Raw genomic sequence first — 17,303 nt, forward strand, 5'->3', positions numbered from 1 at the left:
CAGTGGGGGCGGACGAGGACCTAGTCGGACAACTGCGCTGACCAGGTGGTGGCAACGTTGTCATGCATTCCGAACGCAATCCGTGAACCAGCGCATGGTTCGAATGTGAAAGGCACGGTATGGACGCGGCGGCCAGGGAAGCCCCGGCGGCGGACTTGGGTACAATGGTGGGCCCCGTCTCCAACCACGGTTCCCCGGACATGATGGTCCTCGAGGGCGCATCCGCCCTTTCGCCGTTCCGCCGCGAACGTCTTGAATCCCGCCTGCAGTCCCTGGCCACCGATCTGCGCATCACCGGTGCCTGGCATGTCTACTTCATCCAGACCGAGGGCGATGCGGCCCCGGACCCGGTGATCCTGAGCCGGATCCTGGAGGCCCAGCCGGCGCTGGCGGGGCGTGAAGATGGCGCGACCTCGCGGTTCGTGGTCCCGCGCCTGGGCACGCTGTCGCCATGGTCGAGCAAGGCCACCGAACTGGTGCGTGGCGCCGGGCAGCCGATCCGCCGGGTCGAACGTGGCCTGCGCATCGACCTGGCCGGCTGGCCGGCCGATGCCGCCGCGCAGGAAGCGGTGATCCGCGCGCTGCACGACCCGATGACCCAGTCGGTGCTGGCCGACGCCGAGCAGGCGCAGGCCTTGTTCAGCGCGCCGACCCGTGGCGAACTGGAGCGGATCGCGCTGGACGACCTGGAAGCGGCCAACCGCCGCCTGGGCCTGGCCATGGCCCAGGACGAGATCGACTACCTGCGCCAGCGCTTCGGCGAGCTCGGCCGCAAGCCGTCGGACGTGGAACTGATGATGTTCGCGCAGGCCAATTCCGAACACTGCCGGCACAAGATCTTCAACGCCAGCTGGACCATCGACGGCGCCGACCAGTCGCACTCGCTGTTCCGGATGATCAAGAACACCCACCAGCAGACCCCGCAGCACACGTTGAGCGCATACAGCGACAACGCCGCGGTGGTGGCCGGTTTCCCGGCCGCGCGCTATCGCCCGGACCCGGCCAGTGGCGAGTACCGCAGCGAGGCCGTGGTCGATTCGGCGTTCTGCATCAAGGTCGAAACCCATAACCACCCGACCGCGATCGCCCCGTTCCCGGGTGCGGCGACTGGCGCGGGCGGTGAAATCCGCGACGAAGGTGCGACCGGCCGCGGTGGCAAGCCCAAGGCCGGCCTGACCGGCTTCTCGGTCTCGCACCTGCGCATCCCGACGCTGCCGCAGCCGTGGGAAGCGCCGCGCGCGCTCAACCCGCGCATGGCGCCGGCGCTGGACATCATGCTCGAGGGGCCGCTCGGCGGCGCCGCGTTCAACAACGAATTCGGCCGCCCCAACCTGCTCGGTTATTTCCGCAGCTTCGAGCTGCCCGAAGGGCAGGGCCTGACCCGCGCCTACGACAAGCCGATCATGCTCGCCGGCGGCCTCGGTGCGATCGACCAGAACCAGGTCGAGAAGCTGCGCCTGCAGCCGGGCGATGCGGTGATCGTGCTCGGTGGCCCGGCCATGCTGATCGGCCTGGGCGGCGGCGCGGCCAGTTCGGTGGCGTCGGGCGAGAGCGCCGAAGACCTCGATTTCGCCAGCGTGCAGCGCGACAACCCGGAAATGGAACGGCGCTGCCAGGAAGTGATCGACCGTTGCGTCGCGCTCGGCCTGGACAACCCGATCCGCTGGTTCCATGACGTCGGTGCCGGCGGCCTGTCCAACGCGATCCCGGAACTGCTGCACGACTCCGGCGTGGGCGGTGTGATCGACCTGGGCAAGGTGCCCACCGACGATCCGTCGCTGTCGCCGATGCAGTTGTGGTGCAACGAATCGCAGGAGCGTTACGTGCTCGGCGTGCCGCAGGCGCGTCTGGCCGAGTTTGCCGCGCTGTGCGCACGCGAGCGCTGCCCGTTCGCCGCGGTCGGCGTGGCCACTGCCGAAGAACGCCTGGTCGTGGCCTATGGCGCGACCGTGGGCAATACGCCGGCAGATGCGCCGATCGACCTGCCGATGGACGTGCTGTTCGGCAAGGCGCCGAAGATGCACCGCGATGCCACGCACCCACCGGCACCGCGCTGGCCGGCGCTGAAGACCGCCGGACTGGACCTGCATGAAGCCGGCCTGCGCGTCCTCGCGCACCCGTCGGTGGCGTGCAAGAACTTCCTGGTCACCATTGGCGACCGCAGTGTGGGTGGCCTGACCGCGCGTGAGCAGATGATCGGCCCGTGGCAGCTGCCGTTGGCCGACGTCGCCATCACCCTGGCCGGTTTCGATACCGTGGCCGGTGAAGCGATGGCGATCGGCGAACGCACCCCGCTGGCCCTGCTCAATGCGGCCGCCTCGGCGCGCATGGCGGTGGGCGAAGCGATCACCAACCTCTGCGCCGCCCCGGTGGACGCGCTGGACACGGTGAAGCTGTCGGCCAACTGGATGGCGGCGGCCGGCCACGAGGGCGAAGACGCGCTGCTGTACGACGCGGTGCGCGCGGTGGGCATGGAACTGTGCCCGCAACTGGACCTGAGCATTCCGGTCGGCAAGGATTCGCTGTCGATGCAGGCCCAGTGGCAGGCCGATGGCCAGGCACACAAGTCGGTGTCGCCGGTGTCGCTGGTGATCACCGCCTTTGCACCGGTGGCCGACGCCACCGCACAGCTGACCCCGCTGCTCGACCGCGATACCGAAAGCGAGTTGTGGCTGATCGGGCTGGGGGCTGGCAAGCAGCGCCTGGGCGGTTCGATCCTGGCCCAGGTGCATGCCGACCACAGCGCCCTGCCGGCCTTCGCCGGTGCGGCGCCGGACCTGGACGATGCACAGCGCCTGCGTGCGTTCTTCGAACTGATCCGCGATGCGCGTCAGTCCGGCCTGCTGCTGGCGTATCACGACCGCAGCGACGGCGGCGCGTTTGCCGCGCTGTGCGAAATGGCCTTCGCCTCGCGCCTGGGCCTGGACATCACCCTGGATGCCTGGGGCGATGATCCGTTCCGCAGTCTGTTCAACGAAGAACTGGGTGCGGTGGTGCAGATCGCCAAGGAAGACCGCGCGGCCTTCGCCGACCTGGTCGAACGCCATGCGCTGACCGAATGCGCCCAGCGCATCGCCCGACCGACCACCGCCCCGGTGGTGCGGGTGTCGCTACAGGGCGAGAGCCTGGTGGAGTGGCGCTGGGAGGCGCTGTTCGATGCCTGGTGGTCGGTCACCCACGCCATGCAGAAGCTGCGCGACAACCCCGACAACGCCGACCAGGAGCGTGCGATCGCGCGCAACTTCAACGCGCCGGGCCTGAAGCCCAAGCTGACCTTCGATCTCAACGAAGACGTGGCGATGCCCTTCATCAACACCGGCGCGCGTCCGCGCGTGGCGGTGCTGCGCGAGCAGGGCGTCAACGGCCAGATCGAAATGGCCAACATCTTCGAGCGTGCCGGGTTCAGTGCGTATGACGTGCACATGAGCGACCTGATCGAAGGTCGCGTGGCGTTGTCCGACTTCACCGGCCTGGTGGCCTGCGGTGGCTTCAGTTACGGCGACGTGCTCGGTGCCGGCCGCGGCTGGGCCACCTCGGTGCTGGAGCGCGGCGCGCTGCGTGATGCGTTCGCGGCGTTCTTCGCGCGCCAGGACAGCTTCGCGCTGGGCGTGTGCAACGGCTGCCAGATGATGAGCCAGCTCAAGGACATCATCCCTGGTGCCGAGCACTGGCCGCAGTTCCGCCGTAACCGCAGCGAGCAGTTCGAAGCCCGCACCGCGCTGCTGGAAGTGGTGGAATCGCCGTCGATCCTGCTGCGTGGCATGGCCGGCGCCCGCCTGCCCGTGGCGGTGGCCCATGGTGAAGGCCAGGCGGTGTTCGCCACGGCCGTGGACCAGGCCGCCGCGCGCGTTGCACTGCGCTACGTCGATGGCGATGGCAACGTGGCCACCCAGTACCCGCTCAACCCGAACGGTTCGCCGGACGGCATCACCGGCCTGACCAGCACCGACGGTCGCGTCACCATCATGATGCCGCATCCCGAACGCACGCCGCGCGCACTCAACCTGAGCTGGCGTCCGAGCGAATGGCAGGGCGATTCGCCGTGGCTGCGGATGTTCCGAAACGCACGCGTATGGTGCGGCTGACAGCGCGCATGCCACCGTTGTCGACGCGATGAAAATCGCGTGAAGAAACCGCCGGTAATCCCGGCGGTTTCTTTTTGTGCGCAGCGGAAAATGATCCCCAGCAATGAGTTACAGCGCGTTTCAGTGTGAAAACGCGTTATGACCATTACTCACATGGAACTAACGAAATAAGCGTGTTTTGCGCCGTTTTTGTGACGCGTTTGGCGGTCGTGAGTTTTTGGGAGTCAAAGTGTTGACGTTGTTGCCACGGTGCGTTAACACTGATTGCTCATTTCGGAAGCATTCAGTTCTGCAGTAACCGCATGGATGGCGAGTCGGCTGTACGTCTGTAGCGAGCCATTCGGCGCAACGCACTAAATCAAGCGAAAAACGCCCCCAGGGGACGTTGGACCACGCGGTCCGGCGTTGGCGTCGCTTTGCCTAAAACCAGCCCACTCAGGAGTCGCATCGATGAATCGGATTTATCGCAAGGTCTGGAACAAAGCACTGGGGCAGATGGTTGTTGCCTCGGAATTGGCCAGCAGCCAGTCCGCCGGCGTGGTCATCGACCAGCGACGATCCACCGACACGCGCGGCACGTCGCTGTTGTCGGCCGCCATCGCATTGACGCTGGGGGCGGGTATCGCCGGTTTCGCGCCAGGCGTGCAGGCGCAGTCGGTGGAAGTGGGCGGCAACGCCAACTGCGTGGTACTCAACAGCTCGGTGATCGACAGCTGCGTGGTCGACGGCAACGCCACCGCGTCGGGCACCAACGCCGTGGCGATCGGCAGCAACAGCACCGCCTCGGCCAACAACAGCGTTGCGCTCGGCGCAGGCTCGAAGGCCAATCGCGTCAATACCGTCTCCGTCGGTGATGCCGGCAAGGAACGCCAGGTCACCAACGTGGCCGCCGGCACCGCCGCCACCGACGCGGTGAACAAGGCGCAGCTGGACAAGGTTGCGGTCGCCGCCGAAGGCGCGACCCGCTATTTCAAGGCCGATGGCGCAGGCAACGACAGCGACGCGGCGAAGATCGACGGTGACGGCGCACTTGCCGCCGGGGCCGGTGCCAACGCTGACGGCGATGGCGCCACCGCACTGGGCCAGGGCAGCCAGGCGCTGGCCAACGCCACCACTGCAGCGGGCAGCCAGGCCATTGCCGCCGGCCTGGGCGCCAGTGCGTTCGGCCAGAATGCGCTCGCCTTTGGCGATGCAAGCGTTGCGGTCGGCCAGAGTGCCGGTGCGTTCGGTCTGGGCGACGTCGCCCTCGGCGCGTCGGCATTGGCCGCCAGCGAAAACGGTGCAGCCACGGCGATCGGTGGCCTGGCCGAAGCCAGCGCCGATGGCGCTACCGCGATCGGTGGCGGTGCACTGGCGATCGGTGCGGGCAGTACGTCGCTGGGCCGCGGTGCGGGCAGCGGCGGCGAAGCCTCGATCGCGGTAGGTGCGTTCAGTGTCGCGGTCGCCGATTTCAGCGCCGCGCTCGGGTCCAACTCCGCGGCGGTGGCGGTGGGCAGCGTGGCGCTTGGCGCCGGCTCCTATGCCGATCGCGTGGATACGGTGTCGGTGGGCAACGGCGAAAACGGCCTGCGCCGGCAGATCACCAACGTGGCCGACGGTACCGAGGCCAACGACGCGGTGAACAAGTCCCAGCTGGATACGGTGGGCGCGGTTGCGGCCACCACCAGCAAGTATTTCCAGGCCAGCGGCAGCACCGACAGCGATGTCGGCGCGTATGTGGACGGCGACAACGCCACGGCCATCGGCGAAGCCAGCAATGCCATCGGCAGCGGTGCCACCGCCCTGGGCGGCGGCGCGGCCGCGTACGCGCAGAACGCCACGGCGGTTGGGTTCAACGCGCTGGCCAGCGGCCAGAACAGCGCGGCCTTCGGCAACAACGCACAGGCCACCGGCCCGGGCAGCGTGGCCGTTGGCGGTGTCGCGGTGGATGCCGATGGCAATCCGCTGATCACCAACGGCGGCGTACCGGTGGATACCGGTGCGACCAGCGCCGGTGTCGGCGGAACCGCCGTCGGCGCCAGTGCGGAAGCGTCCGGCTTTGCGGCCTCCTCCTATGGCGTGGGTGCCTATGCCGGCGGTGCGCAGTCCTCCGCCTTCGGCGCGGTCGCCAACGCGACCGGCGACTACGCCACGGCAGTCGGCACCCAGAGCGTGGCCACCGGCAACAGCAGCACCGCCATCGGCGGCCCGGCCGACCTGCTGCCAGGGCTGGGCTTCTTCGTACAGACCCAGGCCAGCGGCGAAGCGGCCACGGCAGTCGGTGCCGGTGCGATCGCCAGCGGTGATTACGCCGTGGCCAACGGCACCTTGACCGAAGCGTCCGGTACCGAAGCCACCGCCGTGGGCTACTTCGCCTATGCACCGGGCGAGGGCGCCACCGCGCTGGGCGCGGAGACCTGGGCCAGCGGCGAGCTCAGCACCGCCGTGGGCTTCTACGCCACCGCACGCGGTGAAAACAGCGTCGCCCTCGGCGCCAACTCCACCGCCACCCGCGCCAATACGGTGTCGGTCGGCGATGTCGGCAACGAACGCCAGATCACCCATGTGGCCGCTGGTACCGAAGCCACCGACGCGGTCAACAAGGCGCAGCTGGATGGCGTGGCGCAGGTGGCCAACGTCACTGCCAGCCGCTTCAAGGCGAATGCATCCGAGGACAGTGACGTCGGTGCGTTCGCCGAAGGCGATGGCGCGCTGGCCGCCGGTGAGGCAAGCAATGCGCTGGGTGCGGGCGCGGCCGCGATTGGCAACGGTGCCAATGCGCTTGGCGATGACAGCGTCGCGGTCGGGCGCAATGTCAGTGCCAATGGCAACGGCAGCGTCGCCATCGGCGGCCTCGGCCAGGCCTATGACGAATTCAACCAGCCGCTGGTCGATGCCGACGGCAATGCGGTGAAGGTCGGCACCACGGCGGCGCAGGACGCCGTCGCGGTGGGTGCCGGTGCACTGGCGACCGGTACCACCAGCAATGCGTTCGGCAGCGGTGCACAGGCCACCGGCAGCAACAGCCTGGCCGCCGGTTACAAGGCGCGCGCCACCGGCGACTACAGCGTCGCCCAGGGCGACAACGCCTTCGCCAGCGGTGAGGAAACCACCGCCACCGGCGCCTATGCATGGGCCACCGAAGACGGTGCAACCGCGTTCGGTGCCAGCGCGTGGGCGACCGAAGCCAATGCCACCGCCGTGGGCCAGTCGGCCTGGGCCAGCGGCACCGGCTCCACCTCGATCGGCTACAACAGCTGGGCCCGCGGCAGCAGCGCCACCGCGCTCGGCCGCGGTGCGTTCGGCTATGGCGACAACAGCGTCGCGGTCGGCTTCCAGGCCTTGGGCAACAGCATCAACAGCATCGCCATCGGCACCAATGTGGTGGCCGGCGGTGAAAGCGCCATCGGCATCGGTGCCGGCAGCAGTGCCAGTGCCTCCAATGCCGTGGCACTGGGTGCCGGCGCGGTCGCCGATCGTGCCTACACGGTGTCGGTCGGCAATGCGGACCGTCAGCGCCAGATCACCAACGTCGCCGCCGGTACCGAGGGTACCGATGCGGTGAACGTGGACCAGCTCACCGATGCCACCGCGCAGTTCCAGGCCAGCGGCGACGGCGTGGCCGTGGCCGGCGGTGAGGAAAGCGTAGCGGCCGGCGCCAACGCCGCCACCGACGGCGATTACGCCACGGCGGTCGGCTCCAGCAGCTTCGCTGCCGGCAGCGGCGCCACCGCGCTGGGCAGTGGTGCGTTCGCGCTGGCCGACAACGCCAGTGCGGTCGGCTTCAATGCACTGGCCACTGGCGCCAATGCCATCGCGGTCGGTGCCAATGCACAGGCCAGCGGCGAGTACGCCACGGCCACGGGTGCCGAAAGCGAAGCCACCGGCGAGCAGAGCACCGCCACCGGCGCCGCCAGCATCGCCTCCGGGGCCGGCAGCCTCGCTGGCGGCGCGCTCTCCGAAGCGGCCGGTGAGGAATCGGTCGCGTTGGGGTACTACAGCACCGCCAGCGGCCAGGGCGCTACGGCCGTCGGCGCTGAAAGCGTGGTCAGCGGCACGCTCTCGGCCGGTTACGGCTTCGGTGCCGAAGCCACTGCCGGTTACACCACCGCCATCGGCGGGCTGGCCGTGGCCAGCGCCTTCAATGCCACCGCGCTGGGCAGCTTCGCCCAGGCCACCGGTTCCAACAGCGTGGCCGTCGGCGGCGATGCCGAGGCGTCCGGTGCGTACAGCACCGCCACCGGCCAGGGCAGTCTGGCCACCGGCACCAACAGTGTCGCCGTCGGCGGTTCGCTGTTCGGCCTGCTGGCCACCGAAGCGTCGGGCAACTATTCCACCGCCGTCGGTGGCGGTGCGTGGTCGCCGGGTCTGAACAGCACGGCATTGGGCAATGCGGCCACCTCCAGTGGCGAGAACAGCGTTGCCCTCGGTGCCGACTCGATCGCCGACCGCGACGACACCGTGTCGGTGGGCAGTGCCGGGGCCGAGCGTCAGGTCACCAACGTTGCCGCCGGTACCGAAGGCACCGATGCGGTCAACGTCAATCAGTTGAACGCAGTGGCTGCCGCCGGTGAAGCCACCAGCAAATACTTCAAGGCCAGCGGCAGCGACAACAGCGATGCCGGTGCGTACGTGGAAGGCGACGACGCGCTGGCGGCCGGTGAAGCGGCCACCGCGATCGGTGACGGTGCCACCGCGCTGGGTGCCGGTGCGAATGCGCTGGCCACCAGCGCCACGGCCGTGGGCGACAGCGCCCTGGCCAGCGCCGATGGGGCGGCGGCGGTGGGCAGCAATGCGCAGGCCAGTGGCGAGAACAGCGTGGCGCTGGGCAGCAACGCCAATGCCAGCGAGATCGGTGCCAGCGCCGTCGGTAGCGGTGCGCTGGCCAGCGGTGCCTACGCCACCGCCAACGGCTTCGAGTCGGTGGCCAGCGGCCAGCAGGCCACCGCCAACGGCTTCCGCAGCAGCGCTTCCGACGCCGGTGCCTCCGCGTTCGGCAGCTACAGCGAAGCCAGCGGTCGCCTGTCCAATGCGTTGGGCTATGGCGCGATTGCGTCCAACAGCCTCGCCACCGCGGTCGGCACCTCGGCGACCGCCTCCGGTGCCAGCGCGGTCGCGCTCGGTGAATCCAGTGAAGCCACCGGCGATGAAAGCGTGGCCATCGGTGGGTCGACCTACTTCGGCCTGATCCCGGCCCGTGCCAGCGGCACCGGTGCGGCCGCGTTCGGCGCCGGTGCATGGGCCACCGACGACTACGCCACCGCGATCGGCTGGAACTCCTGGGCCGATGCCGCCAGCGCCACCGCGCTGGGTGCAAATGCCTCGGCAGAAGGCGTGAACAGCGTCGCCCTGGGTGCCGGTTCCAGCGCCGTCCGCGACAACACGGTCTCGGTCGGCACGGCCACCGCGCAGCGCCAGATCACCAACGTCGCCGCCGGCACCGAAGGCACCGATGCGGTCAACCTCAACCAGCTCGATGCCGTCGCCGACGTTGCCGAGCAGACCAACCGCCAGTTCAAGGCCTCCGGCAGCGGCAACGGCGATGATGTCGGCAGCTACGTCGACGGTGCCTACGCGACGGCGGCCGGTGAAGCGGCCAATGCGTTCGGTACCGGCGCCTCGGCATACGGCAGCGGCGCGAACGCGTCCGGCCGCTATGCCTCGGCCTCGGGCTTCAACGCGTCGGCCACCGCCGATTCGGCCACTGCCATCGGTGGCGCGCTGTATTACGAAGACGCCAATGGCAACGTGGTGCTCGACAAGGCCACCAGTGCCAGCGGCATCGGCGCCACCGCGCTCGGTGCGGGCGCGCAGGCGACCGGTGTGTTCAGCACCGCCAGCGGTGCCGGGTCCACCGCTGCCGGGCTGCAGTCGTCCGCCTTCGGTTACAGCGCCGAAGCGGGCAGCGACTACAGCACCGCCGTCGGTACCTTCAGCGCCGCCAGCGGCGTGCGGACCACGGCGCTGGGCTACGGCGCCGAGGCCAGCGGCGACTACGCCTCCGCACTGGGCTGGGGCAGTGCCGCCTCCGGTGCCTACGCCAACGCGATCGGCTATGCCTCGCAGGCCAGCGGTGCCAACAGCATCGCTGCCGGTTCCAACGCCTGGGCCACGGCGGCGCAGACCACGGCGGTCGGTCAGTTGGCCTGGGCCACCTCGGCCGGCTCCACCGCGATCGGCCAGGACAGCTATGCCTACAGCGGCATCAATGCCACCGCGCTGGGCAAGAGCTCCTCGGCCAGCGGTGCCGGCAGCGTCGCCCTCGGTGCCGGTGCGCGGACCAGCGAGGCCAACGTGGTCTCGGTCGGTGGCGGCAACGGCACCACCGGTCCGGCCACGCGCCGCATCACCAACGTCGGCGCGGCGGTCAATGCCAACGATGCGGTCAACAAGGCGCAGCTGGACACCGTGGCGGCCACGGCCGACGCAGTGGGCAAGCACTTCAAGGCCAGCGGTACCGGCGTGGCCACCGCCAGCGGCAGCGATGCACTCGCCGCCGGCTCCGGCGCGGCGGCCAGTGGCAACCGCAGCAGTGCGCTGGGCAGCGCGGCGGTCGCCTCGGCAACCGGTGCCACCGCGGTCGGCGCCGATGCGTCCGCGCGCGGTGACAACAGCACCGTGCTTGGCCGCTCGGCCTCGACCAATGCGGTCAACGGCGTGGCGATCGGCAATGGCGCCTTCGCCAGCAACGGCGCCGGCAGCATCGCGCTGGGTGCCGGTGCAGGCGTCTCCGGCGCCGGTTCGGTAGCGCTGGGTTCGGGGGCACGTGCGGTGGAAGCCAACGTGGTCTCGGTCGGCGGCGGCAACGGCACCGACGGTCCGGCCACGCGCCGCATCGTCAACGTCGGCGCCGGTCGCATCGCGGCGGGCAGCACCGACGCGGTCACCGGTGGGCAGCTCAACACCACCAACCAGCGCGTGGGCGCGGTGGAAACGCGTGTGGGCGACATCGACGAGCGCATCGGTTCGGTCGAGACCGTCACCGCCAATGCACTGACCTACGACGATGCCAGCCGCGACCGTCTGACCCTGTCGGGCGTGCAGGGCACCGTGGTGGACAACGTCGGCAGCGGCTCGATCGCCTCGGGCAGCCGCCAGGCGATCAACGGCGGCCAGTTGTTCCAGTCCCTGTCCGACGCCGCCAGCTTCCTCGGCGGCGGTGCCAGCGTGGGCATGCAGGGGGTGTTCGTGGCCCCCAACTACGTCATCCAGGGCGCGACCTACACCAACGTCGGCGACGCACTGGGCGCGCTGGACCGCAAGGTCAGCGACCTCGACCAGCGCGTTGCAAGCGGCAGCACCACTGCACGTGCACGCAGCGCGGCAGCGCCGGCGGCTGCAAGCCTCGCTGCTGCCTCGCTGGCAAGCGTGGACGACACTGCGGCCACGGCCAGCGTGCAGGGTACGCCGAACGCTGCCAGTGCCGGTACGGCACAGGTGGTCAGCGCGCCGGTTGCCGCCGCACCGACCGCGGTCAATGCGGTGGTGATGGGCGATGGCGCGGTGGCCAGCGGGGCCTCGGCCACTGCGATCGGTCAGGGCGCCACGGCAACGGCGGCCAATTCGGTCGCGCTCGGCCAGGGTTCGGTCGCCGACCGCGCCAATGCGGTGTCGGTCGGTGCAGTGGGCAATGAGCGCCAGGTCACCAACGTCGCCGCCGGTTCGCAGGCGACCGACGCGGTCAACAAGGGCCAGCTGGATGGGGGCATCGCCACCGCCAACAGCTACACCGACCAGCGCTTCGGCGCGATGGCCGACAGCTTCGACATGTACAAGGGCGAGATCGACCAGCGCCTGCGTCACCAGGATCGTCGCATCGATCGCCAGGGGGCGATGAGCGCGGCGATGCTCAACATGGCCACCAGTGCGGCCGGCGTGCGTACCCAGAACCGGGTCGGCGTGGGTGTCGGCTACCAGGGGGGCGAATCGGCACTGTCGCTGGGCTACCAGCGTGCGCTCAGCGAGCGCGCCACGGTCACCATCGGCGGCGCGTTCAGCAGCGATGACAGCTCGGTCGGCGTGGGTGCCGGCTTCGGCTGGTAAGCGGATGTTGCAGGGCGTGGCCCGGACGGGCCGCGCCGCAAGCAATGCAAGGCCTGAGGGGGCGGGTCACGGGAACCCTGGCCAGGGCCGGCCAGGGAACTCGCATGGAATGTTGGCCTGAACAGTCGTTCGATCATGACCTTGAAGAGGATTTCAACGTGACCAGTAAGCAGAACCTTCGCATCAACGTACTGGCAGCCGCGCTGCTGTCGATCTCCGCCGGCTCGGCCTTTGCCGCCAGCCCGCGCACCGAAGAGCCGAAGCGCCCGGCGACGGCCGCGCAGCAGACCAGTAACGGCATCATCGTCAAGTACGCCAATGGCAGCGCCGCTGCCTCGGACCGCTCGGCGAAGCTGGCGGTGGTGAACTCGGCGCTGTCGCGCGCCACCCTCAACGGCGGCACCGCGCGTGCCGGCGCGCTCAGCCCGCAGGTCGTGCGCAAGCTCGGCGTCGGCGCCGACCTGATCCGTCTGAAGAGCCGCCTGGGCGATGCCGAACTGCAGAAGGTGCTGGCCGAACTGAAGGCCGACCCGAGCGTGGAATACGCCGTGGCCGACGCGCGCATGCAGCGCGCCGACCTGCGCGCCAAGCCGACCGAGACCAAGCAGCTGGTGCCCAACGACCCGTACTACGCGCAGTACCAGTGGCACTTCGGCAATGCCACCGGCGGCATCAACGCACCGTCGGCGTGGGACGTCTCGCAGGGCGAGGGCGTGGTGGTGGCGGTGATCGATACCGGCATCCTGCCCAACCATGAAGACTTCAGCGGCAATCTGCTGGAAGGCTACGACTTCATCAGCGATGCGGAGACCTCCCGCCGCCCGACCGACGCGCGCGTCCCGGGTGCGCTGGATTACGGTGACTGGGTGGAGAACGACAACGAGTGCTACACCGGCTCGCTGGCCGAAGACAGCTCCTGGCACGGTACCCACGTGGCCGGCACGGTTGCCGAGGCCACCAACAACGGCGTCGGCATGGCCGGCGTTGCCTACAAGGCCAAGGTGCTGCCGGTGCGCGTGCTTGGCAAGTGCGGTGGCAGCCTGTCGGACATCGCCGATGCCATCACCTGGGCCTCGGGCGGTACGGTGGCGGGGATCCCGGCCAACGCCAATCCGGCCGAGATCATCAACATGAGCCTGGGCGGCAGCGGCGCCTGCGATCCGGTCTACCAGGCCGCGATCAACGGTGCGGTGTCGCGCGGCACGCTGGTGGTGGTGGCCGCAGGCAATGCCGGCGGCAATGTTTCCAACGCCCGTCCGGCCAACTGCAACAACGTCGTCGCGGTGGGTGCCACGCGCATCACCGGTGGCATCACCTACTACTCCAACTATGGTGCGGCGGTGGATCTGTCGGCGCCGGGCGGCGGCGGCAGCGTGGATGGCAATCCGGGCGGCTACATCTGGCAGGCCATCTCCAGCAGCACCACCTCGCCGGAACTGGGTACCTCCGATTACGGCGGCAAGGGCGGCACCTCGATGTCCTCGCCGCACGTGGCCGCAGTCGCCGCGCTGGTGCAGAGCGCCCGCATCGCCAACAACCGCGACGCGTTCACCCCGGCCGAGCTGGAAGCCCTGCTCAAGTCGACGGCGCGCAAGTTCCCGGTGACCATCCCGGCGGCTACCCCGATCGGCACCGGCATCGTCGATGCCAAGGCCGCGCTGGCCAAGGCGCTGGAAGAAGAGTGCACCGAGAACTGCGGTCCGACCGCGATTCCGCTGACCAACAAAGTGGCGGTGGGCGGCCTGAGCGGCGCCGGTGGCAGCGAAGTGCTGTACAGCTTCGACGCCCAGGCCGGCAAGGTGCTGAGCCTGCTCACCTACGGTGGCAGCGGCAACGTGTCGGTGTACGTCAGCCAGGGCAAGGAGCCGACCGCGACCGTGTTCGACGCCAAGTCGACCCGTCCGGGCAACAGTGAAACCGTGCGCTTCACCGCGCCGGTAGCCGGTACGTACTACATCAAGCTGGTCGGCGAGTCCGCATTCAGCGGCGTGAGCGTCATCGCCAACCAGTAACGGGTGTGTGGTTCGCGGGCGTCCGTCGTTGTGACGGGCGCCCGCTTTTTGTTTGGGGGTTTCTCCACCCTTGCCCGCCCAGGCCCGTAAGAGGCGAACACCCGCAGCCGTTGCTCTCGATTCGCCCTCACATACGGAATCAATCGTTGGCGCCAGGCAAGCATCCAATCCTTTTTCTCCGGGCACCGCCAAAGCGGTGCAGGGCAGCGTTGAACTGCTAAAGTCGCACGGTCGCCAGGAGAGCTTTTGTGAACGCGGTTGCCCACGATCCCATCGCAGATTCCAGTGCGGAACACCGCATCGTCGAGGCGTTGCTGCGCAATGGCCGCCTGAAGGAAGGCGACCTGGCGCGAGCCCGTCCGCTGCACCGCGAAGCCGGTGGCAGTTTGCTGCAGCTGCTGGTGCGGCTGGGCCTGGTGTCCGAGCGCGACCATGCCCAGACCAGTGCCGAGGTCCTGCAGCTGCCGCTGCTGGAGGCACGCGCCGTGCCCGAAGCCGCCCCGGAATCGCTGCTGGACGCGCTGCCGCTCTCGCTGCGCTTCCTCAAGCAGTTCCATGTCTGCCCGCTCGCGCTGCACGACGGCGTGCTCGATCTGTGGCTGAGCGATCCGCAGGATCCCTACGCCGCCGACGCGGTGCAGCTCGCCATGGGCGTGCCGGTGCGCGTGCACGTCGGGCTGCGCGCGGAGATCGATGACCTGATCGAGCGCTGGTACGGGCAGGGCCGCAGCGCGATGGGGGCGATCGTGGAAACCGCCGATGGCGAGGGCAGCGTGGTCGATGATATCGAGCACCTGCGCGATCTCGCTTCCGAGGCACCGGTGATCCGGCTGGTCAACCTGGTCATCCAGCGGGCGTTCGAACTGCGCGCCTCGGACATCCATATCGAACCGTTCGAAAACCGCCTCAAGGTGCGTTACCGCGTCGACGGCGTGCTGATCGAAGGCGAGAGTCCGCCGGCCAACCTGACCGCCGCGGTGATCAGCCGCATCAAGATCATGGCCCGGCTCAACATCGCCGAGCGCCGCCTGCCGCAGGACGGTCGCATCATGTTGCGCGTGCAGGGCAAGGAACTGGATCTGCGCGTCAGCACCGTGCCGACCGCGCATGGCGAAAGCGTGGTGATGCGACTGCTCGACCGCGACACGGTGGTGTTCGATTTCCATCGCCTGGGGTTCACCGACGCGTTCCTGCCGCAGTTCCGCAAGGTGCTCGAACAGCCGCACGGCATCCTGCTGGTCACCGGCCCCACCGGCTCGGGCAAGACCACCACGCTGTACACCGCGTTGAGCCAGCTCAATACCTCCGATGTGAAGATCATCACCGTCGAGGACCCGGTCGAATACCAGATCGAAGGCATCAACCAGATCCAGGCCAAGCCGCAGATCGGGCTGGATTTCGCCCATGCGCTGCGCAGCATCGTGCGCCAGGATCCGGACATCATCATGATCGGCGAAATGCGCGATCTGGAAACCGCGCGCATCGCGATCCAGTCCGCGCTTACCGGCCACCTGGTGCTGTCCACGCTGCACACCAACAACGCCGCCGGCGGCATCACCCGCCTGCTCGACATGGGCGTGGAAGACTACCTGCTCACCTCCACCATCAACGGCATCCTGGCCCAGCGCCTGGTGCGCCGGCTGGAGCCGCAGCACGCGCAGCGCTACGCGGCCTCACCCGAGCAGATCGAGAAGTTCGAACTGCGCCGCCTGCAGCCGGAGGGCGAGATCTTCCTGTATCGCGCACAGCCCTCGGCGATCGCACCGACCGGGTATCTCGGTCGCACCACCATCATGGAGTTCCTGGTGATGAACGACGAACTGCGGCGCGCGGTGATGCAGCGCGCCGGCATGGGCGAGATCGAGAAGATCGCACGCGCCGCCGGCATGCGCACCATGTACGAGGATGGGCTGTCCAAGGCCTTGCTCGGCCACACCACCATCGAGGAAGTGCTGCGCGTGACGGAGGAATCCTGATGCGCGCGCGGCTTCGGTGGCGGACGGGCGGCTGAGCATGGCGCAGTACCGCTACAAGGCGCTCAACGCCCATGGCGAGGTGTTCGATGGCCAGATGGAAGCGGCCAGCGAAGCCGAGGTCGCGCTGCGTCTGCAGGACCAGGGCCACCTGCCGATGGAAGCGCGCCTGGCCAGCGAGGGTGTGGCCACCGCCTCCTCGTGGGCGGCATTGTGGCGACGCAAGCCGTTCGATGGCGCCGCGCTGGTGCAGTTCACCCAGCAGCTGGCCACCCTGCTGGGTGCCGGCCAGCCGTTGGACCGCGCGCTGACCATCCTGCTCGAACTTCCCGAGGACGAGCGCAGCCGTCGGGTCATCACCGAGATCCGCGATGTGGTGCGCGGCGGTGCCTCGCTGTCGACGGCACTGGAGCGCCAGCACGGTCTGTTCTCGCGGCTGTACGTCAACATGGTCCGTGCCGGTGAAGCCGGTGGCAGCCTGCACGACACCCTGCAGCGGCTGGCCGATTATCTCGAGCGCAGCGCCGAGTTGAAGGGTCGGGTCATCAATGCGCTGATCTACCCGGCGATCCTGCTGGCCGTGGTCGGCGGTGCGCTGCTGTTCCTGCTGGGCTATGTGGTGCCGCAGTTCGCGCTCATGTACGAAAGCCTCGACGTGGCCCTGCCGTGGTTCACCCAGTGGGTGCTGGCGGCTGGGCTGGTGGTGCGCGAAGGCTGGCTAGCGATGATCGTGGTGCCGGCGCTGGCGCTGCTGGTGATCGAACGCAAGCTGCGGCAACCGGCGTTCCGCCTGGCGATGGATGGGTGGCTGCTGCAGCGCAAGGGCATCGGCCCGCTGCTGGCCAAGCTGGAAACCGCGCGCCTGGCGCGCACGCTGGGCACGCTGCTGCGCAATGGGGTTCCGCTGCTGGCCGGGCTGGGCATCGCCCGCAACGTGCTGGGCAACCGCGCACTGGCTGCCGACGTGGACACCGCCAGCGACGAGGTCAAGAACGGCAACGGCCTGTCGCTGTCGTTGTCGCGCAGCAAGCGCTTTCCACGGCTGGCGCTGCAGATGATCCAGGTCGGCGAAGAATCGGGCGCGCTCGATGCCATGCTGCTCAAGACCGCCGATACCTTCGAACAGGAAAGCGCGCGCGCGATCGACCGGCTGCTGTCGGCGATGGTTCCGGTGATCACCCTGGGGCTGGCCTCGGTGGTTGGCCTGGTGA

General features: G+C 69.0%; 5 protein-coding genes. All 5 read left to right on the plus strand.

Annotation, left to right across the window (positions count from 1 at the left end; genetic code table 11):
- Positions 1 to 200: 200 nt before the first annotated feature.
- Positions 201 to 4,085, plus strand: a complete 3,885-nt coding sequence (purL, locus tag RTO53_RS03435; RefSeq protein WP_312236482.1) for a phosphoribosylformylglycinamidine synthase — start codon at positions 201 to 203, stop codon at positions 4,083 to 4,085.
- A gap of 450 nt (positions 4,086 to 4,535) precedes the next feature.
- The gene (locus RTO53_RS03440) at positions 4,536 to 12,107 is read left to right on the plus strand and encodes an ESPR-type extended signal peptide-containing protein (protein WP_312236483.1); all 7,572 of its coding nucleotides are present in this window, start codon (positions 4,536 to 4,538) and stop codon (positions 12,105 to 12,107) included.
- Between the two features lie 158 nt (positions 12,108 to 12,265).
- A complete protein-coding gene (locus RTO53_RS03445; RefSeq protein ID WP_312236487.1) occupies positions 12,266 to 14,119 on the plus strand; it encodes a S8 family peptidase in 1,854 nt (617 codons plus the stop codon).
- A gap of 248 nt (positions 14,120 to 14,367) precedes the next feature.
- Complete coding sequence (gene gspE, locus RTO53_RS03450; protein ID WP_312236484.1) at positions 14,368 to 16,095, plus strand: type II secretion system ATPase GspE; 1,728 nt, start codon at positions 14,368 to 14,370, stop codon at positions 16,093 to 16,095.
- A 37-nt stretch (positions 16,096 to 16,132) separates the two neighbouring features.
- Positions 16,133 to 17,303, plus strand: a 1,171-nt coding sequence (locus RTO53_RS03455; RefSeq protein WP_312236485.1) for a type II secretion system F family protein, incomplete at its 3' end; no start/stop codon positions are given.

It is taken from the genome of Stenotrophomonas sp. (assembly GCF_031995405.1).
In the GTDB taxonomy this organism is placed as follows: domain Bacteria; phylum Pseudomonadota; class Gammaproteobacteria; order Xanthomonadales; family Xanthomonadaceae; genus Stenotrophomonas.

Coding starts and splice junctions, on each gene's coding strand:
- purL (WP_312236482.1), top strand. CDS start 201: ATGATGGTCCTCGAGGGCGCATCCGCCCTTTCGCCGTTCCGCCGCGAA.
- RTO53_RS03440 (WP_312236483.1), top strand. CDS start 4,536: ATGAATCGGATTTATCGCAAGGTCTGGAACAAAGCACTGGGGCAGATG.